Source organism: Pedobacter sp. R-06 (assembly GCF_049913135.1).
Classification (GTDB): Bacteria; Bacteroidota; Bacteroidia; order Sphingobacteriales; family Sphingobacteriaceae; genus Pedobacter.
Window position 1 is genome coordinate 2,739,110 of sequence record NZ_CP183977.1, and the last position, 19,348, is coordinate 2,758,457.

The following is a 19,348-nucleotide window of genomic DNA, read 5'->3' on the forward strand; positions in this document are numbered from 1 at the left end:
ATTAATCTAGAGTCTTAAGTCAATAGTTGATAGCCTATTAACAAATAGGCTATCAACTATTGACTAATAAACTAGCAAAACAAAAAAACCGTTAACTAAAATTAGTCAACGGTTTAATTTGTACAGGGATGAGAAGAAATTATTTTTTTGGTTTTGCGCTCATGTAAAAAGTAAGCTTTCCACCATTGGTGATATCAGCGTGTTTGATTTTATGATCGGTAATTTCTTTGCCGTTCAATAAAACTTTCTCTACATAAACATTTTTATCACTTTGTTTAATCGCCTCAACAGTAAATGTTTTACCGTTTTCCAAATTAATTACAGCGTTATTAACCAATGGACTACCTAATGAATATACATCAGAACCTGGTGCTACCGGATAAAAACCTAAAGAAGAGAACATATACCAGGCGCTCATCTGTCCACAGTCGTCATTTCCACCTAAACCATCGGCAGTAGGTTTGTACTGCATGTTTAAGATGTGACGGATCTGCGCCTGTGTTTTCCACGGCTGATCAGTCCAATTGTAAAGGTAAGCGATATGATGTGCAGGTTCATTACCATGTACATATCCACCAATAATACCTTCACGGGTAATATCTTCAGTATGCGCAAAAAACTCATCGGGTAAATGCATGGTAAACAAAGTATCTAAACGCGTTGCAAATTTCTTTTTGCCGCCCATCATTTCAATCAGCGAACTCGGATCCTGTGGAACAAAGAAACTGTAGTTCCAGCTATTCCCTTCGATAAACCCTTGTCCTTCAGTATCCTTTGGATCAAATTGTTTTTTAAAAGAGCCGTCAGCCAATTTAGGGCGCATGAAACCAGTAGCGCTATCGTAATTATTCTTCCAGTTGTTAGAACGTTTGATAAATTCGTCGTAAACATCCATACGGTTTAATTTCTTGGCCAGTTGTGCAATCGACCAGTCATCGTAAGAATATTCTAAATTATTGGAAACCGAAATGCCCGATTTTTCTGCCGGGATATAACCTTTATCCATATAATAGCCAATTCCTTCATAATCGCGGTGTTTAGCCGTTGCAACACAGGCATCTAAAGCCTTATTTGCATCACCGTTATAAGTGCCTTTTATAATCGCATCAGAAATTACAGAAACACTATGGTAGCCGCTCATGCACCAGTTATCGTTGGCATAATGCGACCAGATCGGCAACATGTGCAAACTACTCTGATCGTAATGTGCCATCATTGATTTCACCATATCATTACTACGGCCTGGTTGCATAATATTAAAGAATGGATGTAAGGCCCGGTAAGTATCCCAAAGTGAGAAAGTGGTGTAATTGGTAAAGCCCTCAGCTTTATGTATCCCCTGATCTAAACCTTTATATTCTCCGTTAATATCGGTATAGGTTGTTGGATTGATAAAAGCATGATATAAAGCGGTGTAAAAATTGATTTTATTATCATTAGAAGTAGTTACCTGTATTTTATTCAATTCTTTATTCCAGGTACTCTGTGCCTGAGCCTTTACTTTTTCGAAATCCCAGCCCGAAATTTCTGCACGCATATTTTGCAAGGCATTTTCCTGGCTAACCGGCGATAAAGCAAATTTAATTTTGATCTTCTCTCCTTCCTGGGTATCAAAATCGAAGTACATTTTTAGTTTTTTGCCAGCAATTTCAGGAAAGTTCTGTTCCTGGTTAAACTTACCCCAAAAGCCTCTATATGCCTGTTTGGCATCGTAGCTTTTGCGTCCATAACTTTTAAAAGCTTTAGAAAAACTCATCGCAAAATAAACGGTTCTGGTTCTGGCCCATCCGTTGGTTTGGCGGTAACCTGTAATCAGCGTATCGTTCACCACTCGGACGTAAGTCCAAACGGTTTTTTCTTCATAATTGTAAATACCAGCCATCAGATCGAGGATAATGTGTGATTGATCTGATTTAGGGAAAGTATATTGATGCATCCCTACCCTTGTAGTCGAAGTTAATTCGGCAGTAATGTTATCATCATCTAATTTTACTTTGTAATATCCTGCCTCTGCAACTTCATTGGCATGAGAAAATGCAGAACGGTAACCACTTTTCGGATCGGATGCTGTACCAGGATTCAATTGTAATTTACCCTGGGTTGGCATAATCAGAAAGTCACCTAAATCTGAGTGCCCAGTACCGCTGAAATGGGTATGACTAAAGCCGGTAATGGTTTTATCCTCATATTTATAACCCGCACAATATTTATATACATCGCCATTGTATTTTCCGTTTACTTCGTAAGATAAAGTATCTGTTTCGGGACTTAGCTGTACCGAACCAAACGGAACTGTTGCGCCAGGATAGGTATGCCCCATTTTAGATGTACCAATAATGGGCTTAACATACTGCACCAGATTCTGCTGTGCCGATGTAACCAGGGCCGATAGCAAAAGACAAGGCAGGATAATTTTTTTAATCATATGAGTTTTAAAATTTAGCTTGTTTTGTTTGAAAATTCTAAGGTATTAATTTTATCTTCAAATATGCATAAAACACACCACTAAAACGTTTAAGTAAAATAAAAAATACAATTCGAATTATTGAAGACACAATTTATATCTTTTTTGCTATTATTTTAAATTCTAATAGCCAGGGTTCCGAAAACCCGTAAACTGACAACTGGAAATTGATTACTGATTTGGGCGTTACCTAATCCCGCGAAATATGGGAAAGGGTTAGGCTTTGCAGGCTCCGCTTCGCTCCTGTACCGATGAAAACCGGTACTAAACCCTTACAATCCTTAACGCGCATTTACTGCCTTAAGACATTTCATCTAATTGTTTGCGTTCGTTCCAAACGCGTGGATAATAACCTGACGATTTTATGATCGCATTAATTTAAGGATTAGAACCACAGGCCCAGGTTAAATAAACCTGATAAAACGGAAAGCCCAGAGCGAGGTACGAGTGAGGACTTGAAGTGATAGCAGGACTGTAGTAACCGAAAGGTGCCAAACTCTGATTTTCAAAATCATATTGACCGCCAAGTCCTCAGTTTCTGAAAAGCCGCCAGAATTTCCAATAACCAGTTTGGCGACAGCTTTTTACAAGTAACTGACTTGCTTTAAATAATTTCAGCTAAATAAACCTTATTTTTGCATCCAATATTTTTAAGATGAGTAAACACGGTAGAATTCTGGTTGCCATGAGTGGCGGGGTTGATAGTTCGGTAGCGGCTGTAATGTTGCATGAGCAGGGTTATGAGGTTATTGGATTAACCATGAAGACCTGGGATTATGCTACTTCTGGTGGAAGCAGTAAGGAAACTGGCTGTTGCTCATTAGATAGTATCAATGATGCCCGTACACTTGCTGTAAACTATGGTTTTCCGCATTATATCCTTGATATAAGAGATGAATTTGGCGATTACGTAATCGATAATTTTGTTGATGAATATCTTGCCGGAAGAACCCCAAACCCATGTGTGCTTTGCAATACGCATATTAAATGGGAAGCACTATTAAAACGTGCCAATAAACTCGATTGCGAATTTATCGCAACAGGGCATTATGCCAATATCCGTCAGCAAGATAGCGGCCGTTATGTAATTTCGAAAGGAAAAGACGAAAATAAGGATCAATCTTATGTACTATGGGGCGTTTCGCAAGAAAACCTTTCACGTACAAAATTCCCATTGGGCAGTTTTGCGAAATCTGAAATCAGGCAAATGGCTTTAGATATGGGACAGGAAGAACTAGCAAAAAAATCGGAGAGTTACGAAATCTGTTTCGTTCCCGATAACGATTACAGGGCGTTCTTAAAACATAAAGTAGAAGATTTAGAAGATAGAGTAGCCGGCGGAAATTTCATTTTAAGCAATGGAATGGTCGTTGGACAGCATAAAGGTTATCCCTTTTATACCATTGGCCAACGTAAAGGTTTAGGCGTTGCCTTTGGCGAGCCTATGTTTGTAACGCAGATTCTGCCAGAAAGCAATACTGTAGTTTTGGGTAAAGCTGATGAGCTTGAACGCCGCGAAGCGATGGTACGCAACATTAACCTGATAAAATATGCAAGCATTGAAGAACCAATGAATGATGTGATTACCAAAATCCGCTACAAAGATGCGGGTATGTTAAGTACAATTGTTCAGGAAAAAGACAAAATGCGCGTAGTGTTCGATCATAATGTTTCGGCAATTGCACCTGGCCAATCGGCGGTATTTTATGAAGGGAATGATTTATTAGGTGGAGGATTTTTAGTTTAATATTTCCCCTACGATGTTATAAAAAAACGAGTTGCCATTTGGTAACTCGTTTTTTGTTTGATTATCAGGCTATACTACACGATTCGTCATACTGAATTAGTTCAGCATTTTTTATACTATCTACTTATTTTTAACTTCTATAATTCTATTCATCATAACAGTAAATTTATTAATTAAGATTCCCGCTTACGCGAGAATGACGACCGCCATAAAATATCACAATAGAAGTCTTTTTTTATTCACTTCCTTTAAAAACGTTAATAGAAGCTGTTTTCCAGTGTATGTAACCTAAATTACCGCAGGTTTGGGCTACAAAGTTTTCTACATCTTCTGGCACGTCGTTAACAACACGCCATCTTATTTTATATTTGGGATTATAACTTATATACACCACCAAATCATCACTACGTTGCCCAATGGCGTGTAGATGCTGCAAATGAATATCCTGCAGATCTGCAGCAGCAATCCTCAGTCTTTCATTCATGATTTTACCTAATGAAAGATCTGGTCTAAAATCTGTTTCGAATATGGCTAAAACGGTAACGGTCATAGAAAAAATAAATATATCAGCAAACAAACCAAGCTAGAAGCTTTTTGTTTAAAATCATCAATTAAATACATCGAATTATCTTTACGATACTTCCTGTATCCTGTCTCTCCAAAAGCAAATCTATACTAAAAAAATTAGTATCAAAATTTATTTTTGTATTTTTTTTAGTCAACACAAAAATTATAGAAACGCATGACACGGGCGACCAAAAAGGTTAATAACTCCAATATTGTGCATAAATATCTTAAACATCTGATAGCTAGGTTAGTTATCTATATAACAAAAGTTGAGCTTATGAAAAAGTGCATCTATGTAGTAGAAGACAATCCGAATATTAGGGAGATCATCGAATTTTTATTAATTGAAGAACTTTACGAAGTAAAGACCTGTCCAAACACCAACGATTTTTGGATTCAAATGAGCAAAAACCGGCCAGACATGGTAATTCTTGATATTATGCTGCCTGATGGAAACGGACTGGATATCTGTAATACGCTAAAGCGAAATATAAAAACACATGATATCCCTATAATGATGATGTCGGCCAATAACCACTTGAATGCAGTTAAGACTAAATGTGATGCGGAAGACTTCATCAACAAACCTTTCGATCTGAACGATTTTGCCAGCAGGGTTGAGAAGTATCTGGCAGCTTAGTTTTGTCCAGAGTCTTCGTCAACGGTCATTAGTCGGTTTGAACGATAATCGCTGAGCATATTGATAAATCTCCTCATTAAGGAATTAAGCGCATTAAGTTTGGCGCAGGTAATTTTAGTCCAAAGTCATTAGTCCGCAGGTGCTTAGTTGATTTGAACAATCAACCAATTTGCCAATGAACTAATGACCAATGAACGAATAAACCACTTAAATGGCTATACTTTCGATTGCTTTATCCAAAGCTACATCTTTTAAATCTGGAATGCTTACACCTTCTGCGCGATATGCCGTAATATCGGTCATCCCCATAAAACCCAAAACCGATCTTAGGTAAGATTCGGTGAAATCGTAAGGTTTCATCGGTCCTTCTGAATATACCCCACCAGAAGAGATTGCCAAATACACTTTTTTATTTTTTATCAAACCTTCAGGACCTTTTTCTGAGTAACTGAATGTTTGACCAGCACGTGCAATATGATCGATCCATGCTTTTAAAGTAGAAGGAATACCAAAATTATACAAGGGGGCACCGATAACGATTACATCAGCATCTTTAAGTTCGGCAATGGCCTCATTCGAATGTTTTATTGCTTCTGTAAATTCTGCGGTGTGATTTTCCTGCGGCGTAAAGAAAGAATTGATGTGTACTTCCTCCAAATGTGGAAATGGGGTATTGGTAAGATTATGTGTAGTTAAAGTACTACCGGGATTTGCGGCCTGTAATTTTTCTACAATGGCATTTCCCAATTTAATACTGAAAGATGCTTCGCCCCTTGGGCTTGATATAAGATGTAATATTTTCATTTTTTTGCCTTTTTATGTCTGGCAAAATTATAGATACGAAGTATCAAAAAGCTATTACTATACTAAAGGATAGTGCTATCCTTTAGTATAGCATCTACTTCATCCCCAAAAAAAGGAGCTTATCAGGTTGATAAACTCCTTTAGTCAAAATACATTAAATACCTGTTATTTAACGGGTTCTATTACAGCTACAAAACCGCCATCTTTCGCCATATTAATATCAAGGGTTTCTCCAGCTTTAATTGGTTTTACGATGCGTTTAAAATCCATTGCCTGAAAATCGGCATTGATGCCATCTTTGATCAGGGTGATCTGGTAATTTGTATTTGGTTTCAAAAAACCGGTTTCAACTTTAAAGTCGTGCTTTTGATCGTTGCCCATAGCACCAATAAACCATTTGTCGCTTTTACGCTTAGCTGTTACGATATATTCGCCAACGCTTGCATCCAGGATTTTAGTTTCATCCCAGGTTACAGGAACGCTGGTAATAAACGAAGTGGTTTCAGGCTCTCTTAAATAGTTAAAAGGATTATCGGCCAGCATTTGAAAACCACTTTCAAAAACAATATACATGGCCAGCTGATGCGCCCTGGTACCAATGCTCATGGTATTTACCCAGCTAGGTTTATAATCCTCTTTATGCGCCGAACGCATCGCTCCAGGTGTATAATCCATCGGCCCCACCGCATTACGCAAAAAAGGAAGAAATAAGTTGTTGTTCGGCGTGGCCAAACCGCCTCCAATATTTTGTTCCATACCTATAACGCCTTCATAAGAGAGCACATTAGGATAAGCCACTTCCAAACCAGCTGGTTTAAATGCACCATGGAAATCGACCAATATATGGTGTTTAGCCGCCTCTTTAGCTACACGGGTGTAGTAATTTACCATCCACTGATCGCTCCTATCCATAAAATCGATTTTAACGCCTGCAATACCCCATTTTTCCAGGGTTTCGAAAATGTTAAAATTATTTTCGACTGCCAGCCAGGTAAACCAAAGAACAATTTTTACATTTTTCTGCTTGCCATAAGCAATTAACTCTTGCAGGTTTATGGTTGGGTTAGGTTCAAAAGGATTAAGTGTTGTTTTTGCCCATCCTTCGTCCATAATGATGTAAGGAATACCAAATTTCGAAGCAAAATCGATATAATATTTATAAGTATCCTGATTATAACCCGATTTAAAATCTACTCCATAAACGTATGCATTGTGCCACCATTCCCAGGTTACCTGACCAGGTTTTATCCATTTGGTATCTTGTAGCTGATTAGGTGTACTTAATTTATAAACCATTTGGTTAGCAGCCAATTGGGTATCTTTATCGGTAATGACCAAAAAGCGCCATGGAAACGATCTTTTACCAGCTGTTTTAGCAATATATCCGGCTTCTTTTAAAATTTTCAGACTTCTGTCTCCATCTTCCCCAAAAGCCAGTGGCGCCTTCGGAAAAATGGCGTCGACTGTTTTATCGTCCGTTGCTTTCACAAACAAACATGGGTAATCATATAGATCTGCTTCTGATAAAAGTGCTTTACATTTTCCTGTATTAAACAATATTGGTAACACACTCATCTTCTCTTTATTCACTTTTCCCAACTCGTTTTGGCGGTATAAAATCTCATACGAAGTTTTAAAACCACCTGTTTCTAAATAAGCTGCTTTAACCGGATCCTTAAAATTAAGATGCACATCTTCGCTGTTAACAATGATCGAATCATTTTTATTGGTGATGAAACGATAAGCAATTCCGTCATTATAAGCCCTGAACTCTACACTGAAATCACCTTTAAAATCCAATCGTAATAAATTATACTGATTTAGTACCTTACTGTTTTTAAGCGGAACAATTGGATTTGAACTGGTGTTTATAGTAGAAAATGTTTTTTTAATCAATTTTGCATGTTCACCAAGCTTTGCCTGAGCCAGATTTAACTGTAAATAGGAATCGGCTAAAAAAGAATCACCATTAAAGGTAACAGCGTAGCCAATTTTATCTTTAATGTTTACCAATACTTTGATCCGTTTATCGGGTGAAAACAGTTCTATAGGCGCACTGAAAAGTTTCACTGTAAAAAACAGTAATAAAATGATTAATGATATGTGTTTTTTCATATTTGATTAGCTTTCTTCTTTGAAATTTATTTGGAAAGTGTAATTCTCACTAGTTTAATAAATCGTTTTAGTTAGCTAAAGTTAAGTACTGTTTTTGAATTAACAACAAGTTTTTTAATTGATTATAATTTACATCCTGAATATTGATTTTGTGATCAATAGCCAAAGACGCAGCAGTGGCAGCCGATTCTCCCAGAATCATAAATACAGGCTCCATCCGTACTGATCCGTACGCGATATGAGATGATGACAAACAAACGGGAACCAATAAATTTTTGCATTCGGTTTTCTTGGGTACGATGGCCTGATAGAAAATACTGTAGGGTTTCGGTGCTTTAACGCCGATATCGCCTTCATTTTGCACGTAACCTTCAGGCGTAACATAACGTTGCACATTATGAGAATCTAAGGCGTAAGAACCCATTCCTATCGGATTTGGCACTTCTTTTTTACCGAGAACTTCATGCTCGGTCATTACAAAATCTCCTATCATTCTCCTCGCCTCTCGCACATAAAGCTGATATGGCCAGTTTCTGTTATCCTTAAATTCGTCTTTTGCCAAACCCCATTTTTTAACCTGCTGCTGAATTTTTTCGGGCATTCTTGGATCGTTAGCCATAAAGTACATTAATCCTTTTTGATAATTTTCGTGAGCTTTGATAATTTCTTTCCGTTTTGTGTAATCTGCTTCGGGATAGGCATAATTCATTCCGATAAAATCGGTACTAAACGGCCCGTGGTTATTGGTATCTGTTTTATGGTTCGGAATAGGATCATATTTATTAAAAAGCTCGTCCCAACCAGCATTAAACACCCTTAACAGCAATTCGTAATCCATGGCATTGTAGCGGTCCGGTTTTGGAAACTCTATTTTGTTTTCGGCTTTATTGGTCAGGCACATCCTATAACAATACGCCTGAAGCTTATCGTCAGCCGTTCCATTTGGCCCAGGTTGATCAGTAGAAATACCCGTCAACAGGCCGCTTGTTTTATCTCCGGGAATTTTATAGGGATCGATGTTATTTTTAAAATAATGAGCGTGCTGAAAAACCAAGGCCTGTACCCCATTCCACTGTTCGTTATAGGTATGATTTGCTTCCCTGCCCACATGGTAGCTTACTTTGGCTGCAGCCATTAAATCGCCCTCATAAGTAGCATCAATATACATCTTTGCACTAAAAACTTTGCCAGATAAGGTTTTGATACTGATTATCTTACCATCTTTCATCTTTACGCCCTGTTTTCGCTCCAACCATTCATTGCGATAAATTTTTAATTTATTTTCTTTAACAAAATCTTCCATAACTTGCTCAGCTACATGAGGTTCAAAAATCCACATGGTACGGTCCGTTCCATCAATAGCGGGTGTACCTTGTCCTTTGTTACCGTACTCTTCTTTTTTCTGCCATTTCCAGGCATTAGCTTGCTGGTAATGCTGATAAACCTTTTGATAAAATATTCTGGCGAGACCACCAATTACGGATTTATCTCCGGTATCGGTAAAACCCAAGCCTGAAGATGATAAACCACCAAGATGGCGGTCGGGTGAAACTATAATAACACTTTTACCCATTTTGGTAGCTTGTACGGCTGCAATTATACCGGCCGATGTTCCACCATAGATTACGATATCTGCCTGATAGTGTTCTGTTCCTGGCTTAGCATAAACCGTAAAAAAGATTGAGCTCAAGGTTAAAAAGCTTACGAAAATTTTCTTAGTTGGTATGAGGAGTGTCTGCAGACAAAACCTACAACATTTACCATAAATTTCTGCGTATTGGGTTTCATTTTCTGTTTTTGAAAAAACAAAAAATCCTACATCTGAAAAATTTTTTATTGGAAACATATATTGGCCCGGTTTAAACAAATATATTAATTATTTAAACCTACAAGGCCAATAAATAGTTTTATAAGAGTGTAATAGCAAGGTTACAACGCTAAATAACTTAAAGTTATTATTTAGCCAGGGCTTGAATCTGCTTTAAATGTTTTTTCAATACTGGTAAATACTTATTGGCATATGCCTTAGCATCACTATCGGTAGATTTCGATGCTCTCTCAAATAATGCAACCGCATTTTGATGATCAACAACCATCATCTCAATATAAGCTTTATCAAATGAAACCCCGTTTAAATTATTTAATTTTTCGATCGCATTGGTCACGTCAGCTTCAGTAGCACCATTGGCGGTTTTTTTCGCCAGACCAGTATTACCTGCCTCACCTCCCGCATTTTTGGTTCTTGAGGTATCTTTCATGTTTTCAGGTGATGAATCTACCCTGCCATCTGGTCGTATTTCTCCTTCTGGTGTACTCATTGGCAAATCAACCTTTTTAAGTTTTGCCAATCCCCTTAATTCTTCGTTGGCCTTGGTATGATCATCAACCATCATCTGGCCAAACGCTTTAACCTTTTTATCGTTCGCTTTATCTGCTGCAATTTTACCAGTTAACACTTCTTTCATCCCTGCAATAGCTGCCTGTTGCAAAAATTGAGCGGTGGTTAAACTATCTTGTCGATTAATGTAATCAAATGATCTTGCATAATGCCAGTCGGCTTTTGCAACAGCATTAAATAAAGTAGCTGAAATAATCATTCCCACTACTGCTATTTTCCTGGTATTGAAATGGTTTTTCATGGTTAAGTAATTAAGGTAAATGCATAAATAAAACCCCCTTAACATCTAAAAAGTTTGAGCAAACCTTATCCATCTTGTAAAAATCTTACAACACCAGTGGTTTAAGATTTTAAATTTTCTCTAAACTTAATCTGATCTGAATCTGTTCTACTATAAAAGACTTTTACTATGGAAAATCTAGAAAACAATCAACCAGAAGAAGAAATTCAAAACATCGAACAGTTTCAGATCAACCGTTCGGAAGGAAATGCAGCCGATGGTCATGCTACTCCTGAACCATCTGAAGACAATGAATATACAGATGATGAAGTGCAATATGCTGATGGCGAAGGCACACAATTAAATGAGGAAATAGAAGGTCCGGAAGACGAAGAAGATGAAGATGATGAAACAGAAACGGATGACTATAACGAATCGGATATAGAAGAACTGGATAAAGATCCGAATGCATACGATGATGAAGATAGCGAAATGTTATAAGCCAATTTATTTCCGTTATATAAAGATGCCAGGTTAATAATTATCTGGCATTTTTTATTTAAACAAAGAAGACCCACAATATTTACAAAACAAGGCATCGCTATCATGCCCCTCCCTACTACAGCTCGGACAAGATTCTGGTAATTCTTTTTTCTGCCTGGCTGCAACAGCAATATCGTGGGTAATGATCCCGGTAGGCACAGCGATAATGGCATAACCGATCAGCATCACTACAGAGGCCACAAACTTACCCAATGGCGTGATGGGCGAAATATCGCCGTAACCAACGGTTGTTATGGTAACAATGGCCCAATAAATGCTTTCGGGGATATTCGAAAATCCATTTTCGCGCTTTTCTACCAAATACATAATAGAACCAAGAATTACGGTGATGGTTAAAACGGTTAACAGAAATATACTGATTTTTCTTACACTGTTTTTTAACGCCTGGGTTAAAAAATTAATCTCTGTTAAAAAATGTCCGAGTTTGAATATCCTGAAAACGCGAAGTAGCCTTAGTGCCCTAAAAACCAGTAAAGATTGAGCGCCAATAAAAAAGATACTCAGGTAAGACGGTAACAATGCAATCAGATCAATAATACCTAATGGACTGATCACATAACTGATCGGTTTTCTGATACTCACCAATCTTAAAATATATTCGACTGTGAAAAGCGCAGCGAAAATCCATTCCATAATATTAAACAGTTTGCCATATTGCTGATGGATTCCAATAACACTATCGAGCATTACTACAATGATGCTCGAAAATATGGCAATCAATAAACCGACATCAAATGCTTTACCAGCAGGTGTATTCGATTCGTAAATAACTTCGTGAAGCTTAAAACGCCAATCTTTAGGTGGATCTGATGCCATGGAAATGGTTTAATATGATTATAAAGGTAGAGAAATTAACCGTTTACCACTTCTCCACCATTTACATGAATTACCTGTCCGGTGATAAATGAAGCATCGTCTGAAGCCAGGAATACATAAGATGGTCCAAGTTCTGAGGGTTGACCTGCCCTTTCCATGGCTGTTTCAGATCCAAATGACTTAATCTTTTTTTCATCAAATGTAGATACAATGAGTGGTGTCCATACGGGTCCTGGTGCCACAGCGTTCACCCGGATACCTGTTTTGGCTAAATTTGTAGCGAGCGAACGTGTAAAAGAAGTTATTGCGCCTTTTGTTGAAGAGTAATCGATCAGATTTGGCGAAGAACGATAAGCCGTTACCGAGGTGGTATTGATAATGGTATCGCCTGCGTGAAAATACTCCAACACCTCATGTGCAAAATAAAAATAGCCAAATATGTTTGTACGGAAGGTATCTTCCAACTGTTTATCGTCGATCTTTTTTGGATCTTTTTGCGGAACCTGCATGCCGGCATTATTTACCAAAATATTGATCTTTCCAAACTTTTTAACCGTTGTTTCTACTGCTTTTCTGCAAAATGAAGGCTTTTTAACGTCCCCTTTAATCAATAAACAATTTTTACCTTCAGCTTCAACCATTTTCTGGGTTTCTTTTGCATCAATATCCTCATCCAGGTAAACAATAGCCAAGTTGGCGCCTTCCCTTGCAAAATGAACTGCTACCGAGCGACCAATGCCACTATCTCCACCGGTAATCAGGGCAACCTTATCATTCAGTTTCCCTGCTCCCTTATAGTTTGCTTTAATTACTTCAGGTCTCGGGTCCATTTTGGCCTCTATTCCAGGTTGTTTGTTTTGTTTGGCAGGTGTCTTTTGAGTTTTCATCGTTTCTTTATCAAATTAAGTTTTACAACACTACCAATTAAACAAGAATAATATCTTCAAAGTTTTAAGCCCCTCAATCTTGCCTGTTAAAACTTAAACCAATTTAACTTAATATTTTGCTCATATTCCACCATTTTACAAGGATATACCTCACTAAATTAGCACATTATATACTGACCAAAAGAAACCGAAAATGAGAAAAACAATTTTATCAGCTTTGTTCATACTGAGCTTAACTTTGCCTGGCCTCGCTCAAAAACGATTGGGCAATGAAACAGCTGCCCAAAAAACCAAAAGAATGGAATGGTGGACCGATGCCCGCTTCGGCATGTTTATCCACTGGGGCCTGTATGCATTACCAGCCCGTCATGAGTGGGTTAAAAGTAATGAACACATTACCAACGAAAACTATCAGAAATACTTCGATCAGTTTAATCCTGATTTATTTAACCCTAAAAAATGGGCCAGAGAAGCTAAAGAAGCAGGTATGAAATATGCCGTGCTAACTACCAAACACCACGAAGGTTTTACTTTATTTGATAGTAAATACACTGATTATAAGGCAACCAATACACAAGCCAAAAGAGATTTGGTTAAAGAATTTGTTGAGGCTTTCCGTGCCGAGGGTATAAAAGTAGGCTTTTATTATTCGCTGATTGATTGGCATCACCCTGATTTTCCTGTTGACAAGTATCACCCTTTAAGACCCAACAATGATAATGAAGATGAATATGCAGCGCTGAACAAGAACCGGGATATGGCCAAATACCGCAAGTACCTATACGATCAGGTAACTGAGCTACTTACTAAATATGGAAAAATCGACATTCTTTGGGCAGATTTTTCTTATCCTGGCAAACACGGTAAAGGTCGTGATGATTGGGGTTCGGTAGCACTACTGAAGCAGATTAGAAAGCTGCAGCCACAAATTATTGTAGATAACCGCCTGGATCTTAATGATTATGAAGATGGTACAGATTTCGAAACACCAGAACAGGTTAGTCCGAAGGAATTAGAAAAATACCGCGGAAAAGTTTGGGAAACCTGTCAAACCTTCTCAGGTTCATGGGGCTACCACAGGGATGAAAACACATGGAAAAGCAACAGGAAGTTATTAGATCTGTTGATTACTTCAGTAGCCAATGGAGGAAATTTATTGCTAAATGTTGGACCCACTGCGCGTGGTGAGTTTGATAACAGAGCAAATATTGCTTTAGATAGCCTAGGCCTTTGGATGCACGCCAATTCGAAATCTATTTACTATTGCACTTTCGCTCCAACCGAATTTAAAGCGCCTGAAGGGGTAAAACTCACTTACAATAACGACACCAAAAAACTGTATGTGCATTTGTTCGAATACCCAAATACAGGCTACATTATGCTGGATGGATATAAAGACAAGGCAAAATATGCGCAGTTTTTACATGACAACTCTGAAATACAGATTGATACTCAAAAATCGACCGGGAATACCTTAGTATTAAAACTACCAAAGAAAAAACCCGACTTCGAAATCCCGGTAATCGAATTGACCTTAAATTAAATCTATCCATATTAATTATCGGCCTGCAAGTTAAACCTTGCGGGCTTTTTTATTGGTAACATTTAGACAGTAATCTATTTGGCTGACCATCAAGATTAAGGGAGTTAAGATTTTAGTTATCGAGTATACAATCAACTGTGAATCAATACTATTAATCAATATAGTAAGATCAGGAACAAATGAACTAATGACCAATGAACTAATGAACCCTTCTATGCTGATAAAAGTTCTCTTTGATTTAGGTTTGCATAAGCTTTAGCCTGCACCACATTACCTATAATAATAATAGCAGGATAAGTTAAGCCTGCTTGTTCTGCAGATTCCTGTAAATTTTGCACTGAACATACCACTTGTTTTTGATTGGGCAAGGTAGCATGCTGAATAACTGCCGCAGGCATATCGCCTAAACCCGCATCACAATAAGCTTTAGAGATTTCACCAACTTTTTTCATACCCATGTATATAACTACTGTAGCCGAACTTTTCATGGCACACTTTAAATCATTGGTTAAACTTCCATCCTTCTTGGTTCCGGTAAGTATCCAAACACTTTCACTGATTCCACGGTGTGTTAAAGGAACATCAATAAAACCTGCGCCCTGCATACTACTTATACCTGGAATATAATGACATTTAATACCTCTAGCTTCCGCATAAATCAATTCTTCGAATCCTCTGCCAAAAATAAAAGGATCCCCACCCTTTAAACGCACCACTACCTGATAATTTTGGGCATTTTCGACAATTAATTCATTTATTTTCTCTTGCGGCGTGTATTTTCCATAAGGCTGCTTGCCAACATAGATCATTTTACAGCTTTTCGGTGCAATTTCCAGCAATTTCTCATTACTCAAGTTATCATATAGGATAACTTCTGCTCTTTTTAGCACATGAACAGCTTTCATAGTGATCAATTCAGGATCTCCAGGACCTCCACCCATTATAAAAAGTCCAAAATCGTTAGTTTTTTGATTCATAATTTTAATGATTTAACTATTTAAACATAAAAGTGATGAAAATTTATTAAAAAATTAAATTTTTTATGATAAAAATCACACAAAAACAACTTTTAAATGAATTATAACCTATATTTGAATATCAAAAATCATATAAATATTAAAACACGTATTTTTAGTTCGATTATTTTTAACAAAAAGACAACAAACAAATAATCTGAAACAAAAAACAATCAACAGAAATCAACAAACACAAAATACCTTTAAGATTTATGAAAGAACCACAAATAATCGTAATAGGAAATGGAATGGTGGGATATAAATTCTGCGAAAAGCTAAGATCAAAAACCTCTTCTTTTAATCTTATCGTTTTTGGCGAAGAACCCCGTAGAGCTTATGACCGCGTTCATTTAAGTGAATATTTTAACGGAAAAACTGCTGACGATCTTTCTCTTTCAACTGAAAACTGGTATCAAGAGCAAAATATTACCCTGTTCCTAAATAATCCGATCGTTAAAATAGATCGCGAACTTCAAAAAGTTTACACCGCAAGTGGCCTTGATTATCATTACGATATTCTTGTTTTTGCAACCGGATCGGGTGCTTTCGTACCCAACATCCCTGGTATCGAAAAAGAAGGTGTTTTTGTCTACCGTACCATTGAAGATCTTGACCTAATTAGCGGTTATGCCAAAAAAGCCAAAACAGCTTCGGTTATCGGTGGTGGTTTACTCGGATTGGAAGCTGCTAAAGCATTAATAGATTTGGGTATCGAAAAAACGAGCATTATCGAATTTGCACCGCGTTTAATGCCAAGACAAATTGATGCCGCAGGTAGTGATATGCTTAAATCTAAACTCGCAGATCTTGGTTTACAGATCCACTTAAATAAAAACACTACAAGTATTGAAGGCGATGGCCATATTACCGCACTAAAGTTTAGCGATGATACTGCTTTAGATGTAGATATGCTTGTTATCTCTGCAGGTATAAAACCACGTGATGAACTGGCAAAGGCTTGTGGTATTGAGGTTGGTCCACGTGGCGGAATTGTTGTTGATCAAAAAATGCAGACCAATGATCCAGCTGTTTTTGCCATTGGCGAATGTGCTTTGTACGATGGAATGATTTACGGATTAATTGCTCCTGGTTACGAAATGGCTGAAGTGCTGGCTGCAAACCTTTGCGAAGGCGATAAAACTTTTACCGGGTTTGATATGAGTACTAAACTGAAGCTGATCGGTATTGATGTGGCCAGTTTTGGCGATAATTTTATTACCGAACCCGACTGCCGCACCATCATCTTCGAAAACAAACACAAAGGCGTTTATAAAAGAATAAATGTTAGTAATGACGGGCAATACCTTTTAGGAGGTATATTAATTGGAGATGCAACAGCTTATAACCTGCTGTTGCAGACCTCTAATAACCGGATTGTATTACCAGAAAACCCTGAAGAACTGATTCTGGGTGCACGTGGCGGAAGCGAACCTGCCGGCGGAGCCGGAATTACAGGTCTACCAGACGGTGCATTGATCTGTAGCTGTGAAGGCGTTAGCAAGGGCGATATCTGCTCAGCAGTTGCAGATGGCTCTTGCGAAAACATCGATGGCCTGAAAAAATGTACCAAAGCAGGTACAGGTTGTGGTGGCTGTTTACCAATGGTTAAAGACTTGATGACTTATACCTTAAAATCACAAGGTAAGTATATCAAAAATGTAATCTGCGAGCACTTTAACTATAGCCGACAAGAACTTTTTGACCTCATTCATATCCACGAATTAAAAAGTTACGATGAAGTATTGGATGCCTTAGGCAAAAATGACGGTTGCGAAGTATGTAAACCATTGGTATCATCACTCCTAGCCAGCCTTTGGAACGAAATGATCCTTAAAAAAGGGAATGACGTAGCTCAAGATAGCAATGACCGTTTTCTGGCCAACATTCAAAAAGGTGGCTCATACTCAGTAGTACCAAGAGTTCCGGGTGGAGAAATTACACCCGATAAATTGATAGTAATTGGCGAAGTAGCTAAAAAATATAACCTCTACACCAAAATTACCGGAGGTCAGCGTATTGATATGTTCGGTGCACACCTTAACGATCTTCCTATTATCTGGGAGGAATTAATTGCTGCAGGTTTTGAAAGCGGACATGCTTACGGAAAAGGCTTAAGAACAGTTAAAAGTTGCGTAGGTAGTACCTGGTGCAGATTTGGCTTGCATGACAGCGTAAGTTTCGCCATCCAAATTGAAGAAAGATACAGGGGCATCCGTGCACCGCACAAGTTCAAATCAGCTGTAAGTGGTTGTATCAGAGAATGTGCAGAAGCACAGAGTAAAGACTTCGGCATTATTGCCACCGAAAAAGGCTGGAACTTATATGTATGTGGTAATGGAGGTAGCAAACCGCAACATGCCCTGTTACTGGCAACAGACTTAGATAGCGAAACCTGCATTAAATACATCGATAGATTTTTAATGTTTTACATCCGCACTGCCGATCCACTTACCCGAACAGCAACCTGGTTAAACAAAATGGAAGGTGGAATAGATTACCTGCGGAATGTAATCATTAACGATAGCTTGGGAATGGCCGCCCAATGGGAAAATGAAATTGAAAACTTAATTGCCTCTTACAAATGTGAATGGAAGGAAGCTGTAGAAAATCCTGCGATCAGAAAACGCTTCTCTCATTTTGTAAATGCACCAGAAGACAAAGATCCAACAATAGAATTTGTTGAAATGCGCGGACAAAAAAGAACCGCCGAATGGAAAACAGTTTAATCAATAATCTTTACAACCTTATAAAACCCAAAAATCATGAATGAACAATCAAATTGGCTAGCAGCCTGCCGAGTCGAGGATGCCATTGAGAACGGTGGCGTTTGCGTAAAACATGGTGAAGATCAGATTGCACTTTTCTATTTCACCAGAAGAAATGAGTGGTACGCCACACAAAATGAATGCCCGCATAAAAAACAGATGGCATTAAGCCGTGGAATGATTGGATCCACCACCGATGAACCTAAGGTAGCCTGCCCTTTTCACAAAAAAACATTCTCATTGAGCACTGGCGAATGTTTAAGCGGCGATGAATGCGCAATAAAAACCTATCCTGTAAAGATAGAAAACGGAACTGTTTACATTGGTACAACACCAAAATCTTAACCTGACCCAGTAAGATTTAAACTTTTCCTGATTAAAAAATTTAACCCAAACCAACCGACATGAAGATTTCTAATTATGTGGCCGCAACAGGCTGCCTTGCACTTACCTTGTTCTTTTTTTCAGCTAAATCGCAAACTAAAGCCGTTTTATTCGACGGTACTATCGTTGCCGGATATGTTGATCACGGCGCTTTTATAAACTGTACAGGCCCGAGCATCAAATTCAGCAAAAAGCCTTACACCGTTTTATTGGGATTGTTACCCAGTTTAAGAATCAAAGAAGATAAAGTTGCCGCCGGTGCGCCAAAAAATGCAGCCCTCACCCCTAACCTTGGTTTTGGTTTAACAACAGCCTTTCGCCATGTAGCCTTACAGGTACCATTCTACTACAACCCTAAAACCGCAGTCAAAAATGGCGAATGGAACGTCGGCGTAGGTTTAGGCTATAAATTTTAAAA

General features: G+C 38.1%; 16 protein-coding genes. 7 read left to right on the forward strand and 9 right to left on the reverse strand.

Features of this window, described 5'->3' with window-relative positions; translation table 11 throughout:
* Positions 1 to 139: 139 nt before the first annotated feature.
* Entirely contained in the window at positions 140 to 2,425 is a 2,286-nt protein-coding gene (locus ACN9MR_RS11265; RefSeq protein WP_426329782.1) for a GH92 family glycosyl hydrolase, read from the reverse strand.
* Between the two features lie 694 nt (positions 2,426 to 3,119).
* Between ACN9MR_RS11265 and mnmA the strand changes: the two genes are divergently transcribed.
* Positions 3,120 to 4,211, forward strand: coding sequence for a tRNA 2-thiouridine(34) synthase MnmA (gene mnmA / locus ACN9MR_RS11270; RefSeq protein WP_131031545.1), 1,092 nt, complete (start codon positions 3,120 to 3,122; stop codon positions 4,209 to 4,211).
* Between the two features lie 235 nt (positions 4,212 to 4,446).
* On the opposite strand, the gene ACN9MR_RS11275 is transcribed toward mnmA, so the two are convergent.
* A complete protein-coding gene (locus tag ACN9MR_RS11275; protein ID WP_138821271.1) occupies positions 4,447 to 4,761 on the reverse strand; it encodes a hypothetical protein in 315 nt (104 codons plus the stop codon).
* Positions 4,762 to 5,055: 294 nt separating this feature from the next.
* On the opposite strand from ACN9MR_RS11275, the gene ACN9MR_RS11280 reads away from it, so the two are divergent.
* Positions 5,056 to 5,418: a response regulator transcription factor gene (locus ACN9MR_RS11280; protein ID WP_426329783.1), complete on the forward strand. Its 363-nt coding sequence runs from the start codon at positions 5,056 to 5,058 to the stop codon at positions 5,416 to 5,418.
* 207 nt (positions 5,419 to 5,625) lie between these two features.
* On the opposite strand, the gene ACN9MR_RS11285 is transcribed toward ACN9MR_RS11280, so the two are convergent.
* From ACN9MR_RS11285 to ACN9MR_RS11300, 4 genes are all read right to left on the reverse strand, one after another.
* Positions 5,626 to 6,222, reverse strand: a complete 597-nt coding sequence (locus tag ACN9MR_RS11285) for an FMN-dependent NADH-azoreductase (RefSeq protein ID WP_426329784.1) — start codon at positions 6,220 to 6,222, stop codon at positions 5,626 to 5,628.
* A gap of 165 nt (positions 6,223 to 6,387) precedes the next feature.
* Positions 6,388 to 8,337, reverse strand: a complete 1,950-nt coding sequence (locus ACN9MR_RS11290; protein ID WP_426329785.1) for a glycoside hydrolase family 97 protein — start codon at positions 8,335 to 8,337, stop codon at positions 6,388 to 6,390.
* 67 nt (positions 8,338 to 8,404) lie between these two features.
* Positions 8,405 to 10,027 (reverse strand): FAD-dependent oxidoreductase, encoded by a 1,623-nt coding sequence (locus ACN9MR_RS11295; RefSeq protein ID WP_426329786.1) that lies wholly within the window; start codon positions 10,025 to 10,027, stop codon positions 8,405 to 8,407.
* Positions 10,028 to 10,292: 265 nt separating this feature from the next.
* Positions 10,293 to 10,976 carry a DUF4142 domain-containing protein gene (locus ACN9MR_RS11300; protein WP_426329787.1) on the reverse strand — a complete coding sequence of 228 codons (684 nt, stop codon included), beginning with the start codon at positions 10,974 to 10,976 and terminating at the stop codon, positions 10,293 to 10,295.
* Between the two features lie 168 nt (positions 10,977 to 11,144).
* Here ACN9MR_RS11300 and ACN9MR_RS11305 point away from each other — a divergent pair, with 168 nt between their 5' ends.
* Entirely contained in the window at positions 11,145 to 11,456 is a 312-nt protein-coding gene (locus ACN9MR_RS11305) for a hypothetical protein (protein ID WP_426329788.1), read from the forward strand.
* A 54-nt stretch (positions 11,457 to 11,510) separates the two neighbouring features.
* Here the strand turns inward: ACN9MR_RS11305 and ACN9MR_RS11310 are convergent, their stop codons facing one another.
* A complete protein-coding gene (locus ACN9MR_RS11310; protein ID WP_426329789.1) occupies positions 11,511 to 12,335 on the reverse strand; it encodes an ion transporter in 825 nt (274 codons plus the stop codon).
* Between the two features lie 35 nt (positions 12,336 to 12,370).
* Entirely contained in the window at positions 12,371 to 13,222 is an 852-nt protein-coding gene (locus tag ACN9MR_RS11315; protein ID WP_426329790.1) for an SDR family oxidoreductase, read from the reverse strand.
* A gap of 193 nt (positions 13,223 to 13,415) precedes the next feature.
* On the opposite strand from ACN9MR_RS11315, the gene ACN9MR_RS11320 reads away from it, so the two are divergent.
* On the forward strand, positions 13,416 to 14,765 hold the full coding sequence (locus tag ACN9MR_RS11320) for an alpha-L-fucosidase (RefSeq protein ID WP_426329791.1): 1,350 nt from the start codon (positions 13,416 to 13,418) through the stop codon (positions 14,763 to 14,765).
* 212 nt (positions 14,766 to 14,977) lie between these two features.
* Here the strand turns inward: ACN9MR_RS11320 and cobA are convergent, their stop codons facing one another.
* Positions 14,978 to 15,742, reverse strand: a complete 765-nt coding sequence (cobA, locus tag ACN9MR_RS11325; RefSeq protein WP_426329792.1) for a uroporphyrinogen-III C-methyltransferase — start codon at positions 15,740 to 15,742, stop codon at positions 14,978 to 14,980.
* 251 nt (positions 15,743 to 15,993) lie between these two features.
* On the opposite strand from cobA, the gene nirB reads away from it, so the two are divergent.
* From nirB to ACN9MR_RS11340, 3 genes are read left to right on the forward strand one after another with little or no spacing between them, the layout of a single operon-like run.
* The gene (nirB, locus tag ACN9MR_RS11330) at positions 15,994 to 18,507 is read left to right on the forward strand and encodes a nitrite reductase large subunit NirB (RefSeq protein ID WP_426329793.1); all 2,514 of its coding nucleotides are present in this window, start codon (positions 15,994 to 15,996) and stop codon (positions 18,505 to 18,507) included.
* Between the two features lie 36 nt (positions 18,508 to 18,543).
* Positions 18,544 to 18,891, forward strand: coding sequence for a nitrite reductase small subunit NirD (gene nirD / locus ACN9MR_RS11335; RefSeq protein ID WP_029276048.1), 348 nt, complete (start codon positions 18,544 to 18,546; stop codon positions 18,889 to 18,891).
* 59 nt (positions 18,892 to 18,950) lie between these two features.
* Positions 18,951 to 19,346, forward strand: coding sequence for a hypothetical protein (locus ACN9MR_RS11340; RefSeq protein ID WP_426329794.1), 396 nt, complete (start codon positions 18,951 to 18,953; stop codon positions 19,344 to 19,346).
* Positions 19,347 to 19,348 lie beyond the last annotated feature (2 nt).